18 protein-coding genes are annotated in these 21,396 nt (G+C 67.6%); 16 read left to right on the top strand and 2 right to left on the bottom strand.

Annotation, left to right across the window (positions count from 1 at the left end; translation table 11 throughout):
- A partial coding sequence (locus tag KJ554_13235; protein MBU0743299.1) for an AMP-binding protein occupies positions 1-1,150 on the top strand: 1,150 nt, incomplete at its 5' end.
- Here KJ554_13235 and KJ554_13230 read toward each other — a convergent pair.
- Positions 1,117-1,533, bottom strand: coding sequence for an acyl-CoA thioesterase (locus KJ554_13230; protein MBU0743298.1), 417 nt, complete (start codon positions 1,531-1,533; stop codon positions 1,117-1,119). The two genes, KJ554_13235 and KJ554_13230, sit on opposite strands and share 34 nt — an antisense overlap.
- 234 nt (positions 1,534-1,767) lie before the next feature.
- Here KJ554_13230 and KJ554_13225 point away from each other — a divergent pair, with 234 nt between their 5' ends.
- From KJ554_13225 to KJ554_13160, 14 genes are all read left to right on the top strand, one after another.
- Complete coding sequence (locus KJ554_13225; protein MBU0743297.1) at positions 1,768-3,447, top strand: glycosyltransferase family 39 protein; 1,680 nt, start codon at positions 1,768-1,770, stop codon at positions 3,445-3,447.
- Between the two features lie 5 nt (positions 3,448-3,452).
- Positions 3,453-4,526: an A/G-specific adenine glycosylase gene (gene mutY / locus KJ554_13220; GenBank protein ID MBU0743296.1), complete on the top strand. Its 1,074-nt coding sequence runs from the start codon at positions 3,453-3,455 to the stop codon at positions 4,524-4,526.
- 326 nt (positions 4,527-4,852) lie between these two features.
- Positions 4,853-5,158: a 4Fe-4S dicluster domain-containing protein gene (locus KJ554_13215; GenBank protein MBU0743295.1), complete on the top strand. Its 306-nt coding sequence runs from the start codon at positions 4,853-4,855 to the stop codon at positions 5,156-5,158.
- Positions 5,145-6,305, top strand: coding sequence for a 2-oxoacid:acceptor oxidoreductase subunit alpha (locus tag KJ554_13210; protein ID MBU0743294.1), 1,161 nt, complete (start codon positions 5,145-5,147; stop codon positions 6,303-6,305). The genes KJ554_13215 and KJ554_13210 overlap by 14 nt, the downstream gene beginning before the upstream one ends.
- Positions 6,302-7,201, top strand: coding sequence for a 2-oxoacid:ferredoxin oxidoreductase subunit beta (locus KJ554_13205; GenBank protein ID MBU0743293.1), 900 nt, complete (start codon positions 6,302-6,304; stop codon positions 7,199-7,201). The genes KJ554_13210 and KJ554_13205 overlap by 4 nt, the downstream gene beginning before the upstream one ends.
- On the top strand, positions 7,188-7,727 hold the full coding sequence (locus KJ554_13200; protein MBU0743292.1) for a 2-oxoacid:acceptor oxidoreductase family protein: 540 nt from the start codon (positions 7,188-7,190) through the stop codon (positions 7,725-7,727). Before KJ554_13205 ends, KJ554_13200 begins: the two co-directional genes overlap by 14 nt.
- Before the next feature lie 10 nt (positions 7,728-7,737).
- Positions 7,738-7,887 carry an NAD(P)-binding protein gene (locus KJ554_13195; GenBank protein MBU0743291.1) on the top strand — a complete coding sequence of 50 codons (150 nt, stop codon included), beginning with the start codon at positions 7,738-7,740 and terminating at the stop codon, positions 7,885-7,887.
- Between the two features lie 108 nt (positions 7,888-7,995).
- Positions 7,996-10,803 carry an FAD-dependent oxidoreductase gene (locus KJ554_13190; protein MBU0743290.1) on the top strand — a complete coding sequence of 936 codons (2,808 nt, stop codon included), beginning with the start codon at positions 7,996-7,998 and terminating at the stop codon, positions 10,801-10,803.
- Positions 10,800-11,276, top strand: coding sequence for a hydrogenase iron-sulfur subunit (locus KJ554_13185; protein ID MBU0743289.1), 477 nt, complete (start codon positions 10,800-10,802; stop codon positions 11,274-11,276). The genes KJ554_13190 and KJ554_13185 overlap by 4 nt, the downstream gene beginning before the upstream one ends.
- Positions 11,273-12,400 carry a (Fe-S)-binding protein gene (locus tag KJ554_13180; GenBank protein MBU0743288.1) on the top strand — a complete coding sequence of 376 codons (1,128 nt, stop codon included), beginning with the start codon at positions 11,273-11,275 and terminating at the stop codon, positions 12,398-12,400. The genes KJ554_13185 and KJ554_13180 overlap by 4 nt, the downstream gene beginning before the upstream one ends.
- A 61-nt stretch (positions 12,401-12,461) precedes the next feature.
- Positions 12,462-14,942: a hydrogenase iron-sulfur subunit gene (locus KJ554_13175; protein ID MBU0743287.1), complete on the top strand. Its 2,481-nt coding sequence runs from the start codon at positions 12,462-12,464 to the stop codon at positions 14,940-14,942.
- A 133-nt stretch (positions 14,943-15,075) separates the two neighbouring features.
- Positions 15,076-15,585 (top strand): 4Fe-4S dicluster domain-containing protein, encoded by a 510-nt coding sequence (locus tag KJ554_13170; GenBank protein ID MBU0743286.1) that lies wholly within the window; start codon positions 15,076-15,078, stop codon positions 15,583-15,585.
- Entirely contained in the window at positions 15,586-16,461 is an 876-nt protein-coding gene (locus tag KJ554_13165) for a CoB--CoM heterodisulfide reductase iron-sulfur subunit B family protein (GenBank protein ID MBU0743285.1), read from the top strand. It begins immediately after the preceding gene.
- Between the two features lie 252 nt (positions 16,462-16,713).
- Positions 16,714-17,853 (top strand): DUF4143 domain-containing protein, encoded by a 1,140-nt coding sequence (locus tag KJ554_13160; GenBank protein MBU0743284.1) that lies wholly within the window; start codon positions 16,714-16,716, stop codon positions 17,851-17,853.
- 441 nt (positions 17,854-18,294) lie between these two features.
- On the opposite strand, the gene KJ554_13155 is transcribed toward KJ554_13160, so the two are convergent.
- Positions 18,295-20,742: a hypothetical protein gene (locus KJ554_13155; protein MBU0743283.1), complete on the bottom strand. Its 2,448-nt coding sequence runs from the start codon at positions 20,740-20,742 to the stop codon at positions 18,295-18,297.
- A 531-nt stretch (positions 20,743-21,273) separates the two neighbouring features.
- Between KJ554_13155 and KJ554_13150 the strand changes: the two genes are divergently transcribed.
- Positions 21,274-21,396: transposase (locus KJ554_13150; protein MBU0743282.1), on the top strand; the 123-nt coding region annotated here is incomplete at its 3' end.

Genomic DNA, 21,396 nt, shown 5'->3' with positions numbered 1-21,396 from the left:
CGTCCGTGGCGTGCTGGAGATCGGCCGGGCCGCGGCGAAGGGCCACGGCGCGCCGGGCGCCGGCGACGCCGCGCTCGCTCTCGCCCGCGAGGCCACGGTCGTCTTCACCTCGGGCAGCGGCGGCGCACCCAAGGGTGTCGTCCTGACAACGGCCAACCACGTCGCCGCCGCGTCGGCAGCCAACGCGAACCTGCCCCTGGCCGCGCAGGACTGCTGGCTGGCCGACCTGCCCTTCTGCCACGTCGGCGGCCTGGCGATCCTGTTCCGCAGCGCGCTGGCGGGCAGCGCGGTGCTCGTGCGCGACGGCTTCGCACCCGGCGCGACGCTCGACGGCATCGCGGCAGGCGCCGTCTCGATCCTGTCCTGCGTCCCGGAGATGCTCCGGTCGCTGCTCGCCGCGGATCCGCAGGCCCGGGTCCTGTCGCGGGCGAAAGCGATCCTGCTCGGCGGCGAAGCGCCCGACCCGCAGCTGCTCGAGCTCTGCCGGCGCCTTGCCGTGCCCGTCCTGCCGACCTACGGCATGACCGAGGCGTCATCGCAGATCTGCACCGCGGCGCCGGGGGAATTCGACGGCGGCGCCCGCGCGTCGGCCCGGCCCCTGCCCGGGATGCAGGTGCGCGTGGTCGACGGCAACGGCCGCGAGGCGGCGGCCGGCGCCGGCGGCGAGATCACGATCCGCGGCCCGGCGGTCTTTTCGCGGTATCTCGGCGGCGAGGCCGCCGCCGCGCGCGATGCGGACGGCTGGTTCCATACCGGAGATCTGGGACGTTTCGATGGCGAAGGCCGTCTCGAGTTGCTCGGCCGCCTGGACGCGACTTTCATCTCCGGCGGCGAGAACATCTCCCCGGCCGAGATCGAGTCGGTCGCGCGCCGCTGCGCCGCGGTCGACGATTGCGCCGTCATCGCCGCGCCGAGCCGGCGCTGGGGCCGGCGGCCGGTGCTGTATGCGGCGCCGGCCGAGATCGAGCGGGCGGAGCTGAGGGACTGGCTGGCGGCGCGGCTGCCGAAGCTGCTCATGCCCGACGACATCATCGTCGTCGAGGAGCTGCCGCGGCTGGCGCTCGGCAAGATCGACCGGCGGGCACTGCTGGAAACCTACCTCGCGTCGCAGGAGGCTCAGCCGGATCCTCCGGACAATTCACGCAGGTGATCCCGCACAACGGCGGGCAGGGGGACGGACAGGAGACTGCGCCTGCCGAGGGACGCGTGCACGATCCGGCAGCGCCCGACCTCGTCGCCGTTCCGGCGCAGCGTGTAGGCCAGGGTGAACGAGGACTCGCCGATGGCGTCGACCGCCATCTCGACGGTCAACCGGTCGCCGACGGTAACGCCGCGCCGGTAATCCGCCTCGCAATGGACGATGGGCAGCAGGTCGTCGTCCTCGGCGAGCTGCCGCCCGAGCGGACGTTCGCATGCGTCGAGATACCGCTCGAAGGTCTCGTGGGCGAAGACCAGCAGGCTGGTGAAGTAGATGACGCCCGCGGCGTCGGTGTCCCTGAGCCGGACGGTGACGTCCCTGCTGTAGCTCGGCATCGCGCCCCTTTCGTCGCCGGGGCAGGCCTCAGCCGGCGGAGGGACAGGAAAACATGCGCATGATCTCCGGCGTCTCGCCGGGCTGAAACACATCCTAGCGCGGACGCCCGGCCAACGTCAACGCCGCCGCCGCGTACGCACGGCGTAAACACCGGATTCCGGAGCGGACATCTGGTAATATGGGAAGCCGAACAGCCGGGACGATTGGGCCGTCAACCGACCGGGGGCCGCCTCATGACCGTCAAACCAGCTCGCCGTTTCAACTGGCGCCACCCCTGGTTCATCTCCGCTGTCGTGTTTCTCTTAGCGCTCGCGCTGCGCATCGGACACGTCCGCCAAGCCGCCGATAGCCCCCTGATGCGCGATTCGATCCCCATGTACGACTCGCAATACTACGACAGGACGGCGCGCGGGATCGCCGGGGGCGATTGGCTGGGCGACGAGGTGTTCTACCTGGCGCCGCTCTATCCCTACGCCCTCGCGGCTGTCTACGCGGCGGCCCCCGGCGACGAGATCGCGCATGCGCGCTACCTGCAATGCGCGCTCGGCGCCGTCACCTGCCTGCTGATCTGCTGGATCGCGATGCTGTCGGCCGGTCCGGTGGCGGGCCTGCTCGCCGGCCTGATCGCCGCGCTCTACGGGCTCTTCATCTACTACGACGGCATCCTGATGCCGTCGGCGCTGACCCTCGGCCTCCACATGGCGGCGACGCTCGCGCTCCTGCTGGCCGCCCGGCGCGAATCCCGCGGCTGGTGGGTCGCCGGCGGCCTGGCCGTCGGACTCTGCGCGCTGGCGCACGGCACCGCCCTGCTCTTCTTCCCGGGGGTTCTCGTCTGGCTCTGGTTCGGCTTTCCCGGGTCGCCGGCGCGCGCGCGCCTCGGGCGGATCGCGATCGTGTCGGTCACCTGCGTCCTGGTCGTGGGGCTCGTGACCGTGCGCAACTACGCGGTCGGGTGGGATTTCGTCCTCCTGACCTCGAATGCGGGCAAGAACCTGTTTATCGGCAACAACGAACTCGCCACGGGCACCTACGGCGACGCCGCGACCTATCCGTACAACGACATCTGGGGATCGCATCTCGGCTACTACCTGCGCGACGAAAAACGCACCGCACGGGACATGCGCCCCTCGCGGATGTCGGCCTTCTTCGCGGGCAAGGCGCGCGACTACGTGCTGCAGAATCCCGGTCGGGCCGTCCGCCTGTGGGTCCGCAAGGCCCGGCTCTGCCTGCACGCCACCGAACTCGGCATCAACGACAACTTCTATTTCGCCCGGCGCTACTCCGGGGCGTTGCGCCTGGCCGGTCTCGGTTTCGGTCTCGTCGCGCCGATCGGACTGGTCGGACTGGTCTGCCGGGGACGCGAGTGGCGCCGCCATCTGCTGCTCATCGCCCTGCTCGTTTCCCAGTTCGCCGCCTTCACGATCACCTTCGTGCTGGGACGCTACCGGCTCACCCTGGCCGGGGTCCTGGTCGTCGCCGCCGCGCTGCAATTATGCTGGTGGGGGGCGCACCTCAGGGCGCAGCGCTACCGGCCCGTCCTTCTCTCGCTCGTGCCGCTGGTTCTGCTGGTCCTGGTCGTCAACCTGCCGATCGAGGGGATCACGCGCGAACGCGGCTTCGGCCAGCAGTACGCGCAGGTCGGGGAAGCCCATCTCCGGTCGGGCGAGCTCGACCGCGCGCGGGAAGCCTTCGCCCGGGCCGTCGCCGCCGATTTCGAGCCCTGGTACGGCGCGAACCTCCAGCGCGCGGAATGCCACCTCCAGCTCGGTCGTATCCACGAGCAGATGCGGCAGACGGGGGAGGCCCGCCAGGATTACCGCCGGGCGCTTGCGGCTGCGACGGCCGGCCCGCTCCGGGACCCCCGCATGATCGCCTGGCTCGAGGAACGCCTGACGGGTGACGGGGAGGACTGAGCCCGATGAGACATCCGACAAACCGACTGCCGGTCCCCGCACTGCGCAACGCCTTGCTGGAATGGTACGACAGGGAAGGACGGGCCCTGCCCTGGCGCGTGCGCCCCGAGGATCGCGCGCGCGGCGCGAGGCCGGACCCCTACGCCGTCTGGCTGTCGGAGATCATGCTACAGCAGACCACCGTTTCCAGCGCCACGCCTTATTATCGCCGCTTCCTGGCCCGCTGGCCGACCGTCCAGGACCTCGCCGCCGCCGACCGCGACGACGTGCTGGCGGCCTGGGCGGGCCTGGGCTACTACGCCCGGGCGCGCAACCTGTTCGCCTGCGCCGGCGCGGTGGCCGACGCGGGGGGCGAGTTCCCATCCTCCGAGGAGGCGTTGCTCGCGTTGCCGGGAGTCGGTCCCTATACGGCCGCGGCGATCCGCGCGGTCGCCTTCGATGCGCCCGCCAACGTCGTCGACGGCAACGTGGAGCGCGTCGTCGCGCGGCTGCACGCCGTCGGAACGCCCTTGCCGCAGGCCAAGGCCGAGCTGAAGGCGCTCGCCGCGGCCCTCGCGGATCCGCGACGCCCGGGCGACTACGCCCAGGCGATCATGGATCTCGGCGCGACCGTCTGTTCGCCGAAGAGTCCCGAATGCACGCGTTGCCCCCTGTCGCGCTGGTGCCAGGCGCACGAGGAGGGGCTGCAGGCCGATTATCCGCGCCGGGCGGCGAGGACGGCCGGACCGGTGCGGCGCGGCGTCGCGTTCCTCGTCGTGCGCGGGGGCGAGATCTGGCTGCGCCGCCGTCCGGAGCGGGGGCTGCTGGGCGGCATGATGGAAGTCCCGTCCACGCCCTGGCGGACGGAGCGCTGGGACGACGGCTCTGCCCTGGACCGTGCGCCCTTCCGGGGAGACTGGGAGCCGTGCGGCGAGGTGCGCCACGTCTTCACCCATTTCACGCTGCGCATCGACGTCTGGCGCGCGCCGCCGCCGCCCGCCTGGGCGCCGGACGAGGGCGGCTTCCACGCGCTCGACGGTCTCTCTCGCGTCGGCCTGCCGAGCCTGATGATCAAGGTGGTGAAGGCGGGGAAGGTCTGACCGGTCGGCCGCCCCGGACGGAGATGAAAAGATGAACATGATACATCTTCTCACGCAGTTTCCGTCCAAATGAACTTGTTTTTCAAACCACATTGTGGTACAACGTGTTAGACTTGGGCACGGGTGGACGAAGTCCTGATGGATCACTGCAGGCTGGCACCCCTTCGACGGACAACTCGACGCTTGCAGACGAGCAACAGACGGAGCCGAATCGGACCGCAAGGCGCTGCGCACACTTCGCCCCTACCCACCGCTCTGAATTTGGCCGTCGGCCGAACGGTGCATGTGACCGCGACCGCCGGCGAGGCCCGGGAGGGAACGTGGCGATGCGCTACTGGCGGACCCCGCTGGACATCCAGCAAGTCAAGATTCCCAAGGGCGAAATCCATCTCATAGTCGATCGCTGCAAGGGTTGCGAGTTCTGCGTCGAATTCTGCCCGCGCGACGTGCTGCGCATGTCCTCCGAATTCAATACCAAGGGTTACCACTACCCCGAGGTCGTCGAGGCGGGGAACTGCGTGGAATGCGATCTCTGCGAGGTGATCTGCCCCGATTTCGCCATCTTCTGCCTGCCGGCCGAAGAGGATGACTCCACCCAGAAACCTGAGGAGGCCGCCGATGGCGTCAGCTGACCCCAAGCGCGTGCTCACGGGCAGCCATTACCTCGACGGCGATCACGCCTGCACCGAGGGGGCCCTGTCGGCCGGCTGCGATTTCGTGGCCGGCTATCCGATCACGCCCTCGACCGAGGTGGTCGAGCGCTTCGCCGCCCGGGTGCCCAGGGTCGGAGGGACCTTCATCCAGATGGAGGACGAGATCGCCTCTATCACCGCCGTGCTGGGCGCGGTCTGGGGCGGCGCCAAGGCCATGACCGTCACCTCCGGTCCCGGTTTCAGCCTGATGATGGAGAACATCGGCCTGGGCGCCATGCTCGAGACCCCGTGCGTGATCATCAACGTGCAGCGGGGCGGGCCGTCGACCGGGCTGCCGACGATGGTGGGCCAGGCGGACATCATGCAGGCGCGCTGGGGGTCGCACGGCGACTACGAGATCATCGCCCTCGCGCCCCAGTCCCCCCAGGAGGCCTACTACCTGGTCATCGACGCCTTCAATCTGGCCGAGCGATACCGCGTGCCGGTGATGGTGATGCTCGACGAGTGCATCGGCCACATGACCGAGCGTGTGGTGATTCCGGCCGCGGAGGACATCGAGATCACGCCGCGCCGCAAGACGGACGCCGCGCCCGGTGAATACCTGCCCTTCGCCGTGGGCGCGGACATGGTCCCCGCCATGGCGCACGCGGGAGAGGGCCATCGCTATCACGTCACCGGCCTGACCCACGACGAGCGCGGCTATCCGGTCATGACAGCCGAATGCCAGGACAAGCTGGTCCGCCGGCTCTGCGACAAGATCCGCCTCAACGCGGACGAGATCGTCAGACTCGAGGAGGACCAGGTGGACGGATGCGAGGTGGCGGTCATCTCGTACGGCATCACCGCCCGCGTGGCCCGCGCGGCCATCGACGGGGCCCGCGCGGCCGGCATCAGGGTGGGCAGCATCCGCCTGCTCACCATCTGGCCCTTCTGCGAGACCCGGATCAGGGAGCTCGCGCCGCAGGTCAAGGGATTCGTGGTGCCGGAGATCAATTACGGACAGCTCAGCCTGGAGGTGGAGCGCTGCGCCGCCGGCCGGGCGCCGGTGACGCTGGTGCCCCACATGGGCGGCAACGTGCACGATCCCGCCGACATCCAGCGGGCCATAGAGGAGGCGGCAAAATGACCGAGACGACCCACCTCGAACATCCCCAGGCGCACCTGCTGCGCACGGACCGCTTCCCGCACATCTGGTGCCCGACGTGCGGCATCGGCACGGTGGTCAAGTGCTTCATCGACGCCATCGACAAGGCGAAGATGGACTACGACAAGATGGCCATCGTCTCGGGTATCGGCTGCACCGGCCGGGTGGCCGGGTACGTGAAGCTCGATTCGTACCATACAACCCACGGCCGGGCCATCCCCTTCGCCACCGGCCTGAAGCTGGCAAACCGCGACCTGAAGGTCGTGGTGTTCAGCGGCGACGGTGACCTGTCGGCCATCGGCGGCAACCACCTGATCCATGCCGCGCGGCGCAACATGGACATCATGGTGGTCTGCGTGAACAACTTCATCTACGGCATGACGGGCGGCCAGGCCGCGCCGACCACCCCGCAGCCGGCCAACACGTCCACCACGCCCCACGGGGCCTTCGAACCGCCCTTCAGCCTGCCCAGCCTGCTCGAGGCCTGCGGGGCCGTGTACATCGCGCGCTGGACCTCGCTGCATGTGCGGCGCCTCACGAAATCGCTTACGGAAGCCCTGCTCAAGCCCGGCTTCTCGTTCGTCGAGGCCGTCGCCCCCTGCTCGACCCTCTACGCGCGCCGCAACCGCCTCGGCTCCGGCTTCGACCTGATGAAGTTCTACCACGACCACAGCCGGATCGAGCACGACTGCGATACCTCCCAGCTGGCCATCGACTACCAGAAGACCATCAAGGTGGGCAAGTTCCTCGACATCGAGCGGCCCACCTGGCAAGAGCTCAGCGAGCGGCAGCTCCTGACCGCGCTGGGGGACGACTATTACCGCGCCGCCGAGGTGAAGGCGGCCCAGCAGGGAGAGAAGGACCATGTCAAGGCGTGAGATCAGGATCACCGGCTACGGCGGCCAGGGCGTCATCATGACGGGCTTCATCTTCGGCAAGGCCGCCGCCATCTACGACGGCCTGCACTCGACCATGACCCAGAGCTTCGGGCCCGAGGCCCGGGGCAGCGCCTGCGCCTCGGCCCTGATCGTGGACGACGCGTTCGTCTCCTTCCCCTACCTGCGCAAGACGGACGTGCTGATCGCCCTGTCGCGCGAAGGATACGAGAAGTACGCCGGCGAGCTGATAGAAGGCGGGACCCTGATCTACGACGAGGATCTGGTCCATCCCGGCGACGAACTCGCCGCCGGCGTCAAGCGGTACGGCGTGCCGGCGGTGCGCATCGCCGAGGAGCTGGGCAAGCGCATCGTCCAGAACATCGTCGTGGTTGGCTTCGCCACGGCGGCCACGGGCGTCGTGGGCAAGGAAGCCGCCATGAAAGCCGTCGAATCGTCGGTCCCCGCGGCCACGATCGAACTCAACCTGCAAGCCTTCGAGAAGGGATATGGACACTACCACGGCTAGGGGAGTCTTGGTGATCGGCGGCGGGATCGCGGGCATCCAGTCCGCACTCGACCTCGCCCGGGCGGGATTCCAGGTGCACCTGGTGGAGCGATCGCCTTCCCTCGGCGGTCGCATGAGCCAGCTGGACAAGGTGTTTCCGACGGTCGACTGCTCGATCTGAATTCTCGGCCCCCTGATGATGGATGCCGGTCGGCATCCCCGCATAAGGTTGCATACGCTCTCGGAGGTCATCGGTCTGCAAGGCGCGGCCGGACGCTTCGCTGCCCGGGTGCGCCGGCAACCGAGGTACGTGGACCCCGATCTCTGCGTCGGCTGCAGCCTGTGCAGCGAGGCCTGCCCCGCGGTCAGGCCCAATCCCTACGACGTGGGGATGAAAGCGGCGAAGGCCATCGACCGTCCCTTCCCCCAGGCCGTGCCCGCGACCTTCCATATCGACCGCGAAGCCTGTCTGAACGACGACTTCCTCTACTGCGACCGGTGCCTGCGGGCCTGCGAGCCAAACGCCATCGACTTCGACGACAAGCCCGAGGACTACACCCTGGACGTCGGCGCCGTGGTGGTGGCCACCGGCTTCGACGAGCTGGATCCCCGCGAGCTGCAGGCCTTCGGCTACGGCCGGGCCCTCAACGTCCTGACCGGACTCGAATTCGAGCGCCTGCTCTGCGCCACCGGCCCGACCCGCGGCCACGTCGTGCGTCCGTCGGACCACCGGGTCCCCGAGCGCATCGTGTTCGTGCAGTGCGTCGGCTCCCGCGGCGAAGGCGGGCGTCCCTACTGCTCCCGCTACTGCTGCATGAACTCCGTGAAGGCGGCCATGCTGGCCCACGAGCACGAACCGGACATACGGGAGTGCGTGCTGCTGTACACGGACATGCGGGCGTCTGGACGGGGGTATGACGCCTTCGTCGCGCGCACCCTGAAGCGCGACGACGTCAGGCACGTGCGCGGCCGGCCCGCCAAGATCCAGGAGGACCCGGCCACGGGCGACCTGACCGTGTGGGTGGAGGATTTCCGGACCGGCCGGCCGAACAAGCTGGAGGCCGGCATGGTGGTGCTGTCCGTGGCGGCCCTGCCCCCCCGCGGCTCGGCGGAGCTGGCGGACGTCCTGGGCGTGGAGCTGGACGCGCAGGGCTTCTACCGCCGTCGCGATCCCGAGAACGCGCCAGCCGAGCTGAGCCGCCGCGGCGTCTACGTCGCCGGCAGCGCCGGCGCCCCGGCCATCATCCCCGAATGCGTCGCCCAGGGCGGCGCCGCGGCCGTCGAGGCGGCGGTCCACGTGCTGGATCACCGGCAGGGGACCGAGGAAGCGCCGCCGCCGCAGATGCGCGAGGCGGGCGGCGAGCCGCGCGTGGGCGTCTTCGTCTGCCACTGCGGCGCCAACATCGCGGGCGTGGTCGATCCGGTGGGCCTGGCCGCCGAGGCGCGCAAGCTGCCGGGCGTGGTCTACGTGACGGACGACAGCTTCGCCTGCGCGGACGTCGCCCAGCGCGCCATCGAGGCGGCCATCGCCGAGCACCGGCTGAACCGGGTGGTGGTGGCGGCCTGCACGCCGCGCACCCACGAGCCCGTGTTCCGCGAGGTCCTGGCGCGCACGGGCCTGAATCCCTACCTCGTCGAGATGGTGAACATCCGCGACCAGTGCACCTGGGTGCACGCCCACGTGCCCGACAAGGCCTACCTGCGTGCGCGCGATCAGATCCGCATGGGCGTGGCCCGGGCCGTGAAGCTCGAGCCCCTGACGGCGGTGGAAGTGCAGGTCAACCGCCGGGCCCTGGTCGTCGGCGGGGGCGTGGCCGGCATGCGCGCCGCCATCGACCTGGACGCCCAGGGCTACGAGGTGGTCCTGATCGAGAAGACCGGCAGCCTGGGCGGCATCCTCCAGGATCCCGGCCTGGAGACCCTCTACGGTTCCGGCGCTCCCGGCGCACAGAAGCTGGCGGCCCTGCGGGACCAGCTGGCGTCGTCGCGGGTCGACGTGCGCCTGCGCACCGACCTGGCGGCGGTGCACGGCTACCTCGGCAACTTCCGTATCGAGCTGACGGGCACGGGGAAAGGGAGCAAGATCTCCGCAATAGAGACCGGCACCATCATCCTGGCCACCGGCGCGCGCATCTACGATCCGACCGGCAGCTTCGGGCATGGCACCAAGCGCAACGTGGTGACCAGCGTGCAACTGGAGCAGCGCCTGGCCGACACCGGCGACAAGCTGTTCGGCGAGGGGGGCGCGCCCCCCGCGAGCGCCGTGTTCATCCAGTGCGTCGGCTCGCGCCGCGAACGCGAGGGCTGCAATCCCGGTTGCAGCCGCTACTGTTGCCCCGCCACGGTGCAGCAGGCCCTGCAGCTGGCCCGGCGCGGCGTGAAGACCACGGTCCTGTACCGGGACATGCGCTGCGTCTCGCCCGGCGCGGAGGAGCTGTACCGCGAAGCCCGCGGCGCCGGCGTGCTGTTCATCCGCGTACCGGACGATCATGAGCCCGAGGTCGTGGGCACCAAGACCATCGCCAAGGGCGTCGTGGCGCGGGACGTGATGCTGGGCCGGGACATCGAGGCGCCGGCCGACCTGGTGGTCCTGGCGGTGGGCATGATACCGGACGCCGAGGTCGTCCCGCGCCTGCGCGAGATCCTGAAGATCCCCCTGGGGCCGGACGGCTTCTTCATGGAGCGCCATCCCGAGCTGGGACCGGTCGAGACGGTGATCGACGGCGTGTTCGTCTGCGGCTCGGCCGTAGGCGCCAAGCCCATCAGCGACTCGCTGAACGAGGCCGCGGCGGCCGCCGGCAAGGCGGGACAGATCATGTCGCGCACGAAGCTGGCCCTCGAACCCACCCTGGCCGAGGTCGATCCCCTGCGCTGCCGCGGCTGCGGCACCTGTCTGGAGATCTGCGAGTTCAACGCCCCGTCGCTGGCGCCGGGCGAGCTGGGCGTGCCGGTCGCCACGATCAACAAGGCCTCCTGCAAGGGTTGCGGCACCTGCGTGGCCTGGTGCCCCGGCGGCGCCATCACCGCCCGCCACTTCACCGATCCCCAGATCGAGGCCATGATGGAGTCCCTGTTGCTGTGGGAGGAGACGCCATGAGCGACGGCTTCGATCCCCGCATCGTGGTCTTCGCCTGCAACTGGTGCAGCTACGCGGGCGCCGACACGGCCGGCAGCAGCCGCATCGCCCACAACCCGGGCTTCCGGGTGATCCGCACCATGTGCTCCGGGCGGGTGAACACCGTGCACGTGCTGCGGGCCTTCCAGATGGGCGCCGACGGCGTGCTCGTCAGCGGCTGCCATATCGGCGACTGCCACTACATCTTCGGCAACCACTGGGCCATCAAGCAGTTCGACGTCACCAAGGAGATGCTGCGCATGCTCGGCCTGGAAGAGGACCGGGTGCGGCTGGAGTGGGTCTCGGCGGCCGAGGGTCCCCAGTGGGCGGCTCTGATAGACGAATTCGTCGCCCGGATCACCGAGCTCGGTCCCAGTCCCCTGCGCAGTCACAGCAGCGACGAGGAATTCGCGGCGCAGCCCGTCGGCGCCGGCACGGAGGTGAGCGAGACATGACCAAGGCTGCGGTGGAGATTCTGCGCTGTCTGGACTGCGGCAAGTGCACGAGCGCCTGCCCGGTGGCCCGCTACAACCGCGCCCTCTCGCCGCGCCGTCTCATGCGTCGTCTGGGCGGGAGCCCCACCGCGTCGGCGGGCGAGGCGGTCTGGGCCTGTCTCACCTGCATGCGCTGCGACACCGTCTGCCCCCAGGAGGTACCCATCTCCCCGTCGGTGCCGCCGTTGCGGCGCCGCTCGCGGCAGCACGGCGAAAAGCCCGCCTTCACCCGCTGCAGCGCCATCGACGCGGTGGCCGTCCTGCAGTCGCAGGCCGACGCGCCCCAGCAGCGCCTGGACTGGCTGACGAGCGGCGGGGACGCCGGCCTGAAGATCGATCCCTCGTCCAAGGTGATGCTCTGGACCGGCTGCACGCCGTACTTCGACGTCTTCTTCGCCAACAACGGCGTCCGCACCCTGGACGCGGTCAGGGGCGCGATCCGGATCCTCAACGCCCTGGGCATCGCGCCGGCGGTGCGCGGCGACGAAAGATGCTGCGGACACGACCAGCTCTGGTCCGGTGACGACGAGACCTTCGAGAAGCTGGCCGCGCTGAACGTGAAGATGTTCGAGTCGGTCGCGCCGGAGCTGGTGGTCACCGTCTGCCCCGAATGCCAGCTGACGCTGAGGAACGAGTACCAGAGGCGTTTCGGCCAGCCCGTCTGCGAGATCAAGCACGTGGCCGAACTGGTGGCCGAGCGCAGGGACGAACTGACCCTGTCCCCGCGGGCGATGACCGTGACCTTCGAGGACCCGTGCCGGTTGGGCCGGCACCAGGGAAAGTACGACCAGCCGCGCGCGGCCCTGGCCGCGGTGCCCCGGCTCGAGTTGAAGGAGATGCCCCGCAACCGGGGGCGGGCCATCTGCTGCGCCGGCAACTGGCTGGCCTGCAACCAGGCCTCCAAGCGTATCCAGACGGATCTGCTGCGGGCGGCCGCGGACACGGGCGGCGAACTGCTCGTGACCGCGTGCCCGAAGTGCATGGTCCACCTCAAATGCGCCCAGTCCGGCGACGACGCGGCCGTGCCCGACATCGAGATCCGGGATCTGGCCGCCGTCATCGCGGGCGCGCTGGATGGCGAGTGAATCGGAAGACGAACGGTGCCCCGCCCGCGGGCGGGGCCGCAAGCACGAGAGGAGGTGAACCATGACTGACAAAGCCCTGCCTCGCATCGGCGTGTTCGTCTGCGACTGCGGCTCGAACATCGCCGGCACCGTCGACACGGCGGCCGTGGAGGCGTACGCGCGTACCCTTCCCGGCGTCGTGACCGTTGTGCGGAACAAGTACACGTGCGCCGAGCCGGGTCAGGAGGAGATCAAGCGGGCCATCACCGAGGACAAGCTCGAACGGGTGGTCGTGGCGTCCTGCACGCCCCGCATGCACGAGCCGACGTTCCGCGGCTGCGTCTGGGACGTGGGCCTGAACCCGTACCTGATGGAGATGGCCAATCTGCGCGAGCATTGCTCGTGGGTGCACGGGGACGACCCCGCGGGGGCGACGGAGAAGGCCAAGGACCTGGTCGCCAGTTCCGTGGCGCGTGCCGCGAAGCTGACGCCCCAGGAAGAGATGACCTTCCCGGTCACCAAGGCGGCTCTGGTCATCGGCGGCGGCGTCGCCGGCATCCAGGCGGCGATGGAACTGGCGGACCAGGGACACCCGGTGTACCTGGTCGAGAAGGAACCGAGCATCGGCGGGATCATGGCGCAGCTGGACAAGACGTTCCCGACCATGGACTGCTCCATATGAATACTCGGTCCTAAGATGATGGATGCCGGTCGGCATCCCAAGATCAAGTTGATGGCCTTCAGCGAAGTCGAAGACGTCTCCGGCTACGTGGGCAACTTCAAGGTCACGGTTCGCAAGAAGGCACGCTACGTCGACGCGGCCCTGTGCAACAGCTGCGGCGAATGCGCGAAGGTCTGCCCGGCGACGCATCCGGACGAGTTCCAGATGGGGTTCTCCACCCGCCGGGCCATCCACCTGCCGTTCCCCCAGGCGGTGCCCTCGGCCTACCTCATCGACATGGAGACGTGCCTCGGCGTCAATCCCATCGCCTGCGGCAAGTGCGCCGACGTCTGCGAGAAGCGGGCCATCGACTACGACATGCAGGACGAGACCGTGCTGCTGGACGTGGGCGCCATCGTCGTGGCCACGGGCATCGAGCCCTACGACCCGACCGCCCTCGACGAGTACGGCTACACCCGGTACGCGAACGTGGTCACGAGCATGGAGTTCGAGCGCCTGATCTGCGCCGGCGGCCCCACCGAGGGGCATCTGGTGCGTCCCGGCGACCACCGGACGCCCCGGCGGATCGGCTTCATCCAGTGCGTGGGCTCGCGCTCCCTGCGGGACGGGGCCGGCTACTGCAGCAACTTCTGCTGCATGAACACGGTCAAGGACACCCTGCTGATCCGGGACCACTATCCCGACAGCGAGTGCACCGTCTTCTACATCGACATGCGCGCCTTCGGCAAGGGCTTCGAGGCGCTCTACGACAAGAGCCGCGAGGCCGGCGTCCGGTACATCCGGGGCATACCCGGCGAAGTGGAGGAGGATCCCGCGACCGGCAGCCTGCACATGATGGTGGAGAACACGACCACCCAGGAGATGGAGGAGCACGAGTTCGACATGATCGTGCTCTCGGTGGGGGCCAGGCCCCAGTCCGCGGACAAGAAGGTCCGCCGGCTGCTGACCCTCTCGTCCACCGGCGACGGGTTCCTGATGGAGGCCCATCCCAAGCTGAAACCGGTGGATGCGCCGACCAAGGGCGTGTTCATCGCCGGCTGCGCCGAGGCCCCCAAGGACGTCAAGGACTCGGTCACCCAGGCGGGCGCGGCGGCGTCGCGCGCCGGCGCCCTGCTCAACGCGGGCAAGGTCACCGTCGAGTCCATCACCGCGCTGGTCGATCAGGACCTGTGCAACGCCTGCGGCCTGTGCGCGCTGGTCTGCCCCTACGGGGCGATCACCGCGGACAAGGCGACCAAGACCAAGGCCCGGGTCGTCGAGGCGGCCTGCGCCGGCTGCGGCAACTGCAGCGCCACCTGCGCCTTCCAGGCCATCAGCATGCGTCATTTCACCGACGGGCAGATCATGTCCCAGGTCGACGCCATCCTGGCGCAGCGGCACATGGAGAAGGTCGTGGTCTTCGCCTGCAACTGGTGCAGCTACGCCGGCGGCGACACCGCGGGCATCAGCCGCATGCAGTACCCGGCCAGCAACCGCCTGATCCGCACCATGTGCTCGGCGCGCGTGGACGAGTCCTTCGTCCTGCGGGCCTTCCGCAAGGGGGCGCCGGTGGTGCTGGTCTCGGGCTGCCACTTCAGCGACTGCCACTACATCGACGCCAACCGGCAGACCGTCAAGCGCCTCTACCGGCTGTGGAAATTCCTGGAGAAGAGGGACATCCGCCCCGAGCGGCTCCAGCTCGAGTGGATCAGCGCGGCCGAGGGCCCCAAGTTCCAGAAGACCATGCGCCAGATGGAGGAGCTGCGGCGGACCGTGACCGCGGACGAGGTCGCGCACACCATGGAGGTGCTCGAGGCCGAACACCTCAAGAAGCTGGCGAAACAGGCGAAGCAGGCGGCCAAGAAGGGAAGGACCGAGAGTGGAGAAGCCCTGGAAGTTTAAGTGCATGCGCTGCGGGCACGACTACCTGGAGGCCTATGACCCCCAGGGGGCCATGAGCGAGCGGTCGTGCCCGAAGTGCCGTTCCAACAGCGTGCGCCCCCTGGAGGAGGCGGACGCCAAGAAGGGATAGGGCGTGGGCGAGAAACCCGTCAAGATCGACCACGGGTTCCGCGAGGAACTGGGCCTGGTGCTGGAGGGCGACGGCGTCAACTACTGCTACCAGTGCGGCGCCTGCGTGGGGGACTGCCCGTCGGCCCGCTTCAGCGAGGACTTCAACCCGCGCCGGATCATGCTGGCGGTGCTGTACGGGATGCAGGAGGAGGTCGTCGGCCCGGACTCGACGGTCTGGCAGTGCTCGAACTGCTTCACCTGCTTCGATCGCTGTCCCCAGGACGTCAAGCCCATCGAGGTGATCGTCGCCCTGAAGAACCTGATGGGCGAGCGGGGCATCGTACCCGCGGGCGTAGAGAAGCTGGTGGACGGCCTACTGCAGACCGGCCGCAGCGCCAAGGTCACCTCGGTCACGCACCGCCGGCGCGAGGAGCTGGGACTGCCCCCCCTGCCCGAGCTGGACCTCGAGCCGCTGAGCAAGCTGCTGGAGGCGGGGGAGCGGGAAGTCGCGACCGAGAGGGAGGAGCCATAGATGAAGCATGCCTTCTTTCCCGGCTGCATGATCCAGATCCGCTACCCCCAGATGGAGGCGGCGGTCCGCAAGACCGTCCCCGGGCTGGGCATCGAGTTGGTGGACCTGCCCGGGCTGGGCTGCTGCCCGGACCCGGTGTTCTTCAAGTCGCTGCACAAGCTGGACTGGGTGACCCTGGCGGCGCGCAACCTGGTCATCGCCGAGCGGGCGGGGCTGGACTACGTGACCATCTGCAGCGGCTGCACCGAGACCCTGGCCGAGGCCGCCCACCTGCTGAACCAGGGCGGCGAGCTGCTCGAGCGGGTGAACGCCCGCCTGGCGACGATCGACATGAAGTACGAGGGCACCGTCAACGCCCGCCACCTGATCACCGTGCTGCGCGACGAGGTGGGCCTCGAAGCGGTGAAGGCCTCGGTCAAGCGTCCCCTGGAGGGCGTGCGCATCGCCGTCCACTACGGCTGCCACCTGCTCAAGCCCCGCGACATCATGCAGGTGGACGACCCCGATCATCCCACCATCTTCGAGGACATGCTCGAAGCCATCGGCGCCACGCCGGTCAACCACACCGAGAGGATCATCTGCTGCGGCAAGGCCTGCCGCGACTGCGACCTGCCCGAGCAGATGACCCGCACCGTGCTGGAGTCGATCCACGCGGCCGACGTGGACATCATGGGCGTGATCTGCCCGTCGTGTTTCGACTCCTTCGACACGGGGCAGTTGAAGCTGGCGCGGAAGTTCGATCTGGGGTTCACGATTCCGCCGGTGTACTACTTCCAGCTGCTGGCGCTGGCCCAGGGACTGTCGGCGGAGGCGGTGGGGCTGGACCGGCACAAGATCAGGCCGGAGAAGCTGTTGGCGGGGGAGACGGCGGGCTGAGGTTACTTTCCACCCATGCCGACCACTCGCGGCCCGGGATCTGCCGCGATTCGTCCCGGGCGCACATCCCTGGTGAGCAGTCCTCCCTCGCCGTCAATCTCAGGGTCGCCCGACACACCTCGCCTCTCTCCCCACCGGATAGAGCGTTCAAACCGAAACTCGTGGAATCCTAGACAACTGCTTGCCATGTAACGGACGATTAACTATATTGTCGTCACAATTCGACGCTAAATGACGACAAGGTGGTCTATAATGTACACCCGCCGGCTCAAGCTACCGGGCCAGAGCTTCTTCCTCTTCGGGCCTCGCGGGACGGGCAAGACGACCTGGATCCGCACCTGCTTGCCCGACGCTCACGTCATCGATCTCCTGTCCGAGGCACGATATCAGCGGCTACTGGCCGATCCGCGGCACCTCGCCGACGAGCTGCGCGCCGTCGCCTCCGATCGGTGGGTCGTGCTCGACGAGGTGCAGCGTCTGCCGGCCCTGCTCAACGAGGTCCATCGGTTCCGGGAGGAACGCGGACTGCGCTTCGTGTTGTGCGGCTCCAGCGCGCGCAAGCTCAAGCGCGCCGGCGTCAATCTGCTGGCCGGACGAGCGCTCCACCGCGCGATGCACCCCTTCGTGCCCGCCGAGCTCGGCGGCTACTTCGATCTCGACGCGGCGTTGACCCACGGCTTGATGCCCCTGATCTGGGATGCGCCCGACCGCAACGATACGCTCGCGGCCTACGCCCAGATGTACCTGAAGGAGGAAATCCAGGCCGAGGCCCTGGTGCGCAACCTGCCCGGTTTCGCCCGCTTCCTGCCGATCGCCGCGCTGTACCACGGGCAGACCATCAACGTGTCGAACATCGCGCGCGAGGCCGGCGTCGCGCGGACGACGGTCAACGGCTACCTCGAGATCCTCGAGGAGACGCTCCTCTGCTTCCGGGTACCAGGTTTCGAGCCGAAGCTGCGCGTGCGTGAGCGCAGGCACCCCAAGTGGTACTGGTGCGATCCGGGCGTCGTGAGGTCCATGCGCCGCACGCGCGGGTCGCTCGCCCCGGAGGAACGCGGTGCCCTGTTCGAGGGGCTCGTCGCCCAGGTGCTGCGAGCGCATCGCGACTACGACGGACTCTGCGACGAGATCGCATACTGGGCTGCCGAGCGACGTGACACGGAGGTCGACTTCGTGCTCACGCGCGGCGACGAGCACCTGGCGATCGAGGTCAAATCGGGCCGGGCGTTCACCGAGCGCTGGTGCCACGGGTTGCGTGCGATCTCCGCCCTGCCCGGGCTCAAGCGCCGGATGATCGTCTATCCCGAGGGTCCGCGACTCGAGACCGAGGACGGGATCGAGGTCATGCCCTTCGCGACCTTCGCGGCGCTGCTGGCGGCGGGAGATCTTTGAGGACGCGGGCAATCCGGAAGGCCCGGGCATCGCTACGAAGGTAGCTCATATCCGTCAGACGTCGCTGTCACAGGACACCCTACCCTAGCTTTAAGGCGACACCCAGATTTACGCACCTGACCGCCTGACACGATGGCATAGTGGCGGCAGACTCCCGACATCTGTCAAGCGACACCCACCTTTACGCACTAAGGCGACATCCAGATTTACGCACCCTCCCTCCAGCTAACTGCCCTTGTGACAGGGTGCTGTGATCCTCCTTCCTCTTTAGGCGACATCCAGTTCTGTTTCGGCCTAGCCTCGGGCCGTCGCCATCTTCTCCAGATCTCTGAGCCTGTAGCTGCGTCAATAAACAGGAGGGCTGTCTGATTCGCCTGATCGCCTAACTGCTTATATGTCAGGCCGGACAAGTATGATAACGAAGGGACAGTCGACCAGAGGTCAGCGGACATTCGGTGCGTTCCGAAGGATATGGTACGGGAAGTCTGGGACGAAGCGGAGTCGCGCCTGATGGTCGGTGAATAACTGGCGCAACGTCTCCTGCGAGGACAGACGGTGGGAGGCGAAATGGGCGAACAAGAGACGGGGCCGGTAGGTGATGCTGGCGGGATTGGATAGGTTCTCGAACATGTAGGCCAGGTCGTTTCGCTCGTCGCTGATGACCGGCAAGGCCCCGTACTCCAAGCGCAAGTCCTGCTCTACCATCAGGATCCTGGCCAGCAGGGCTATGGGACCCGACACCAGCAGACGTTCCATGTCCCGGAGTACGCGTGGCTGGAGAGAGAAGCGATTCTCGATCTGTTGCAGGTCGATCGGGGAGCGGCTCCCCACCAGGATCAACTCCTCTCCCGCACCGACGAAGAGGAGGGAATGCGGGAACGTCTGGACGAAGGTCGCCACGATCAATTCGCACGCTCGGGGCGGCACCTGATAGATGGGCAGCCACTGGGTCATCATGCCCCGGGGCGTGAGGTGCTCCAGCACCTTTTCGTAGTATTCCTTTGAGTAGAGACGGTAGACACCGACCATGAGAGGGGGAGGAGGTTCGCTGGTGATCAGGTCGTAGCGACGGTCGGTGAGATTCAGGAAGTTGCGCCCGTCGTCGTTGATGAACCTCATCCGTGGATCGAGATAAGCCCGGTCGTTGGTGCGCTCGAACTCCGGAGCGGTCTGCAGTACGGTCCGGTTCAGATCGACCACGTCGATCTCTTTCACCGTGTCGTGGGCGGCAATGGCTGCAGCCGTGTTCCCCACCCCGAATCCGATCAACAGGACTCGCCTTGGATAGGGTTGTGCGAGCAACGGGAAGTGCGCCATCAGTCGCATGTAGTGTTGCGACGCGAAATTCGTCGCTGACATGGCGTGTCCGTCGAAGTACAGGCATTCGCCGATCGGTTCGGACACGATGTACGTGGTGTGCATCATATTGCTCTTCATGGCCCTGACGGGGTATCGGGCCGCGGGGCTTCTCGGTTGCGCAAACCCGGGATCGTACTCCGACGGCGTGAACACGGCCGCAGCCGCGAACGCCACGACCGCGGCCGACGGAGCCCAGACCGATAGCCGCCGGCTCTCGCGGATCAGGGCCAAGAGCAACAGCCCGATCACCAAGAGGACCATCATCAGCTTCAACGAGTAGAAGATGCTCACCCGCGGGGCGAGATAGGTGAAACCGACCAGACCGATGCAGAACGCCAGGGTGTTCAGCCCGTAAGCCATGCCCAGGTGTCGACGATAGGCCTGGAGACGGTTGCACACGTACGGAAGCAGCATGGACAGGGCCAGGAAGACCGGAAAGACGAATATCCCCGTATACGCGAGAAGTTGCGTCAGGCTCGCCGGGAACGCCATAGGCAGCCCCGCCGGATTGTCCTGCAGTCCGTAGCGGATGATGGCGGCGTGTATCGTCTCGGCGTCATAGGTGCGCCGGAGCATCCATCCTATGATGGGGTAGGCATTCTCCCATGCAATCCAATACCCAGCGGCCGCGGCCACACAGGCGATCTTGATGTGAGTCAGCCGCAGCCACGCCAGATTCCTCACCAGGGTACTTCCGACGAAGATGGCCAGGATAACCCAGAAGGATATGAACGACATGAGAGCAGTGGACTTGGTGGAGATGAAGCCGATCCGCTTGAACATGTCGCCTTCGAGAGCGCCGGTGAGCAGCCCGCTCAGGATGGCGACCGCGGTGAGTACGCCGAAAAGCCCAGGCCGGCCGGGATCCGGCGGTGTTTTGGGTGATGACTCGGCGCCCGTGGAGGGAGCCGCGCCCTTCAACAACATCGCGAGACCGAGCGCCCCGTTGATCGCGGCCATCACCAGGAAGGTCGACGTATGCCCGATGGTCGGGAGCAGGAGGATCTGACAGGCCAGAACACCCGAGCAGGCCCCCAGGGTGTTCCACGCGTAAAGGGCGGCAGGGAACCGTGCATCGCGCTGGAAGACGGCGCAGAGCAGAGGGTAGGTTATACCCATGAAGAAGCACGGCAAGAAAACCGTGAGCGTGGCGATCGCCGTCTTCGAAATCTGATAAGCGAGCGTCGCCTGGTAGATCCCGTCGGATTGAATCCGATAGGGAAACACTCCCCATGCGTCGGCCGGAACGAGGCGAGTCAGGAGAGTGAGCAGCACTGACACGGTAACCAGCAACTCGATCAAACCGTAGGCGCGTAGCTTATCCCCCAGTCCGGTCAGGCGCTGCAGCCAGGCCACGACCCTCCGACTGACCAGCGCCCCCGCGCCCAGACCCACGATGAAGTTGGACAGCACCAGGATGAAGGTCAGGCTCGAACAGCCGAACTGATCCACGTAGATCCGGTACCACGAGACCTGATACCCGAGGCTGACGAACCCGGACAGGCAATAGATCGCGTAGATCCATCGCACGGGCGTCGTCGAGCTGCGCTTCATGGAACGGGGGAAACGAGGGGGTGAAGCCCGCAAGGCGACGACGGCGCGAGGCGTGATCCAGATCGACCGCCCCCGTCATCCCGAGCGCACTGCCTTTTCGCGTATATAGGAAATCCAACCGTATATTTCCGCCTTTCGATGCTGAATCCAGGATCGATCATACCCTAATTAATCAGTCGGTGTCAATTGCCGGGGCGTGGATTCGGCACGAATGTCCTGTCCGTGTCTCTCAGGATGTCGATAATCGGCAGTTTTCAGCTCAGGAATCGACGATCGACCCCGAGTACGAGCTACGCATCCCCTGGCCCCACCGCGACACCAATGATGCCGCCCGCATCGGCAGCGATCCCATGCACAAGCTCCTGCTGGACCGAGATCCGGTCACGGGAGACGACCTGGCCAGCCTGCCCACTTTGAGCCGCTTCGAGAACGACCGGCGGCGGGTTGATCTGTACCGTCTGAGCGAAGCGATCGTCGAGACGGTCATCAACCAGCCACCGACGACGGTTGCGTGGCCGCAGGTGCAAGCTGGTGACCCTGGACCTCGACGCCACCGACGATCCCACCCACGGCCGACAGCAGTTGTCCCTGTTCAATGGCCATTACGACCGGTGGTGCTACCTGCCGCTG

Source organism: bacterium, from assembly GCA_018814885.1.
Lineage (GTDB): Bacteria > Krumholzibacteriota > Krumholzibacteriia > LZORAL124-64-63 > LZORAL124-64-63 > JAHIYU01.
This window is presented reverse-complemented; position numbering and strand designations above follow the sequence as displayed.